The organism is Gordonia hirsuta DSM 44140 = NBRC 16056, assembly GCF_000333015.1.
GTDB classification, from domain to species: Bacteria; Actinomycetota; Actinomycetes; order Mycobacteriales; family Mycobacteriaceae; genus Gordonia; species Gordonia hirsuta.
Genome location: NZ_BANT01000063.1, coordinates 1 through 4186 on the forward strand (window position 1 = coordinate 1; position 4186 = coordinate 4186).

Annotated in this window: 4 protein-coding genes; 3 read left to right on the top strand and 1 reads right to left on the bottom strand. The window is 69.9% G+C overall.

The genetic code is table 11. The features are described from left to right. From GOHSU_RS15725 to GOHSU_RS16410, 3 genes are all read left to right on the top strand, one after another. A partial coding sequence (locus tag GOHSU_RS15725) for a PTS sugar transporter subunit IIB (protein WP_005944130.1) occupies positions 1-370 on the top strand: 370 nt, incomplete at its 5' end. A 51-nt stretch (positions 371-421) separates the two neighbouring features. Further along, positions 422-2002: a PTS ascorbate transporter subunit IIC gene (gene ulaA, locus GOHSU_RS15730; protein ID WP_005944133.1), complete on the top strand. Its 1581-nt coding sequence runs from the start codon at positions 422-424 to the stop codon at positions 2000-2002. 141 nt (positions 2003-2143) lie between these two features. Continuing rightward, entirely contained in the window at positions 2144-2635 is a 492-nt protein-coding gene (locus tag GOHSU_RS16410; protein WP_005944135.1) for a hypothetical protein, read from the top strand. A 152-nt stretch (positions 2636-2787) separates the two neighbouring features. Here GOHSU_RS16410 and GOHSU_RS15740 read toward each other — a convergent pair whose 3' ends face one another. Beyond that, the gene (locus tag GOHSU_RS15740; RefSeq protein ID WP_005944139.1) at positions 2788-4149 is read right to left on the bottom strand and encodes an FAD-binding oxidoreductase; all 1362 of its coding nucleotides are present in this window, start codon (positions 4147-4149) and stop codon (positions 2788-2790) included. Positions 4150-4186: the final 37 nt, after the last annotated feature.

Here is a 4186-nt window from a genome sequence, read left to right on the forward strand (position 1 = left end):
CACGCCGACGGTGGTGCGCGGTGACGGGGGCGGCGGCGCGGGGGCCGGTGCCGGCGGGGCGGACGCCGGGACGCATCGTCGTACCAACAACAAGATCCTCACCGTCTGCGGCAACGGCGTCGGCACCAGCCTGTTCCTGAAGAACACGCTGGAGAAGGTGCTGGGCGAGTGGGGCTGGTCGCCGTTCATCGAGGTCGAGGCCACCGACACGATCTCGGCCAAGGGCAAGGCCAAGGAGGCGGACCTAATCCTGACCTCCGGGGAGATCGCCAAAGCCCTCGGCGACCTGGGGGTCCCGATGACCGTGATCGAGAACTTCACCTCCACCGCCGAGATCGACGCCGCACTGCGGGCGAACTACGACATCTGAGCCGGCCCGCCGGCTGACCCCAACCGAACCGACATCTGAGAGGCGTCCGGAATGAACTGGATCGTCACGATCGCCGAATTCATCGTCAACGAGATACTCGCGGTCCCGGCGTATCTGATCGGCATCATCACCGCCGTCGGCCTGGTCGCGCTGGGCAAGTCCGTGGGGCAGGTGATCGGCGGTGCCCTCAAGGCCACGCTGGGCTTCCTGCTGATCGGGGCCGGCGCCGGGCTGGTGGTGACCTCGCTGGATCCGCTGGGGGTGATGCTCAAGGGCTCGACCGCCAGCGGGTCGACCACCAGTCACGGGGTGGTGCCCACCAACGAGGCGATCGTGGGCATCGCGCAGAACACCTACGGCGCGCAGGTGGCCTGGCTGATGATCCTGGGCTTCGTGTTCAGCCTGGTGCTGGCCCGGTTCACCCCGCTGCGTTATGTCTTCCTGACCGGTCATCACACGCTGTTCATGGCGACCCTGCTGACCATCGTGCTGGCGACCACCGGACTGAACTCGGTGACGGTGGTGATCGTCGGCGGTGTGCTGCTGGGCGTGGTGATGGTGGCGCTGCCGGCCATCTCGCAGCCGTGGACCAAGCGGATCACCGGCGACAACTCCATCGCGATCGGCCACTTCGGCACACTGGGCTATGTGGTCTCGGGCATCGTCGGCCGCTACACCGGTGGAAAGAAGAGCCGGTCCACCGAGGACCTCAAACTGCCCGAGTCGCTGCGCTTCCTGCGCGACTCGATGGTCGCCACCGCCCTGTCGATGGTGCTGATGTACATCGTGGTCTCGCTGATCTACGTCGGCCGCGTCGGCAGCACCGAGGCCTATCTGGCCTTCGCCAACGAAGCCGGCGAGGGCGGGGCCACCGGGATGGGCAACTACATCATGTCGGGAGTGACCCAGGGTCTGGGCTTCGGCGTGGCCGTCGCGGTGATCCTGTTCGGTGTGCGCACCATCCTGGGCGAGCTGGTGCCGGCGTTCCAGGGCATCGCCGAGCGGATCGTGCCGGGGGCGGTGCCGGCGCTGGATGCACCGATCGTCTTCCCGTACGCACAGAACGCGGTGCTGATCGGTTTCCTGTCGAGCTTCGTGGCCGGTCTGGTGGGCCTGTTCGTGCTGGCGATGTGGTTCGGTCCGCTGTGGGGCTGGGCGCTGGTGCTGCCGGGTCTGGTGCCGCACTTCTTCACCGGTGGTGCCGCCGGCGTCTACGGCAATGCCACCGGTGGGCGCCGCGGCGCGATCTTCGGTGCCTTCGCCAACGGTCTGATCATCACCTTCCTGCCGGCGGTGCTGGTGACGGTGCTGGGCAGCTTCGGTGAGGAGAACACCACCTTCGGCGACGCCGACTTCGGCTGGTACGGCCTGCTGCTGGGCAGCGCCGGCAAGATCGGCGGCGTCCCGGGTGTGCTGGTGATGCTCGCGATCGGCGCGGCCCTGCTGGTCCTGGCGATCGTGGTGCAGAAGAAGCTGGTGGACACCGACTGGGATCCGTCGCCGGGCCGGCCGATGCCCGGCTCCGGTGACCCGGAGGGACCGGGCGATCCGGAAATGGTGCTCGCCGCCCGCGACTACCCGAAGATCCCGCCGCCGGAGGGGGCTCCGACCCCGCCTCCGCCGCCGCAGTGACGGCGACGGCGCAGGTGTGCGGCGCAGCGATGAAGGTGGATTTCCCGAAGTCCGATCGCGCCGGCCGGTGGTCCCTATATTGCAATTAGCGGACAGACCGGCGCCCGTCGCTTCTGCCGCACCCCTGGACAGGAGTTGCTCATGAAGAAGTCAGCACTCGTCGCGGGCATGTTCTCGCTGATGCTGGTGGCCTCGGCCTGCAGTTCGACCGACAGCACACCGGCGGCCAGCCACAGCGCGACACCGCAATCGGCGGTGTCCAGCGCCTCGGCGAGCCCGGCCGCCCCGAGCGCCGGGGACACCCCGTCGCCGGCACCCGAACCTGCGTCCACACCGACTCCGGTACAGCCCAAGGCCGCCCCGCAGCCCGAGCAGGACGGTGATCCGGGCGGTCACCCGTGCACCGACCAGAGCGGAGCTCCCGGCCACCTGATCGCCACCGAGAGCGGGCAGTGGGTCTGCGAGATCACCGGCGATGCACCGCAGGCGGCGATCGAGCGTCATCGTGGGCACGACGACGATCCGGGCGGCCACCCCTGCTCGAACCAGGACGGCGCCCGCGGTCACCTGATCGCCACCTCCGATGGTCAGTGGGTCTGTGAGATCACCGAGGATGCCCCGCAGGTCAACTGACACCGCTCGGCAGACGCCGGGGCGCCCCGGCGGGTTGTCCGAGTGTGGGTTCTCCGAGTGGTGTGTCCGGATTCTGGTCGCGCGGCTCGGACAACCTCCGGGGCCGCCGGGCACCCGTCGGCGAGGGCGGCCGGCGAAGGCGGCTGGAGCCGCTAGAGCATGACGCCGGGATTGAGCATCCCCTGCGGATCGAGGGCCTGCTTGATGGTGGTGGTCAACTCCAGGGCGTCGTCGCCCAGCTGGGCCCGCAGCCAGCCCTTCTTGAGTCGGCCGACACCGTGTTCGCCGGTGATGGTTCCGCCCATCGACACCGCCAGGCCCATGATCTGATCGAAGGCCAGCTGCGCGCGGCGGGCCTCATCGGTGTCCTCGGGGTCGAAGACGATCAGCGGGTGGGTGTTGCCGTCGCCGGCGTGCGCGATCACCGCGATGGTCACGTCGTTCTTCTCGGCGATCTCGGCGACGCCCTGCACCAGTGCGGGCAGCTCCGGCAGCGGGACGCCGACATCCTCCAGCAGCAGTGAGCCGCGCCGTTCCACGGCCGGGATCGCCACCCGGCGGGCCATCGCGAAGGCCTCACCCTCGACCGGGTCGTCGGTGGTGAACACCTCCTGTGCGTGGTGCGCGCGGAAGGCCTGCTCGATCAGGGCCACCTCGGCGGCGCCGGCCGGGCCGGGCGCATCGGACTGGGCGATGAGCATCGCGCCGGCGGTGCGGTCCAGATCCATCGCCAGCATGTCCTCCACCGCGTTGATCGAGGTGTTGTCCATGAACTCGAGCATCGCCGGTCGCGTCTGCGAGGTCACCGCCACGACGGCGCGGCTGGCATCGGCGACGGTCGGGAAGACGGCGACCACCGTGCACGCCGGGGCCTGCGGCGGCAGCAGCCGCACCGTGACCTCGGTGATGATGCCCAGCAGGCCCTCGCTGCCGACGAACAGCCGGGTCAGCGACAGACCGGCGGAGTCTTTGAGCTGTTTGCCGCCGAGCCGGATCGCCCGCCCGTCGGCCAGCACCACCTCCAGGCCCAGCACGTAGTCGACGGTGACGCCGTATTTGACGCAGCACAGGCCGCCGGCGTTGGTGGCGGCGTTGCCGCCGATGGTGCAGATCTCGAACGACGACGGGTCCGGCGGATACCAGAGGCCGTGTTCGGCGGCCGCCGCCTTGACCTCGGCGTTGAGCATTCCCGGTTTGCAGACCGCGGTGCGGGTCGAGGTGTCCACGGCCAGGCCGCGCATCTTCTCGGTGGTGATCATCAGGGCGCCGTCGACGGCGGTCGCCCCGCCGGACAGGCTGGTGCCGGCGCCGCGCGTGACGATCGGGACCCCGGCCTCGGCGCACCAGCGCACCGCCGACTGGACCTGGGCGGTGGTGGTGGGCCGGACCAGCGCCAGCGGTGTGCCGGCGTCGGGATCCTGGGCGCGGTCCTGACGGTAGGCGGCCAGGATGTCGGGGTCGGTCACGACCGTTCCGGCAGGCAGCGAATCGGTCAGCGTTGTGACGTCGGTCATGGTCCCAGGGTAAGGGGCGGGCGGCGGCCGCCGGGAC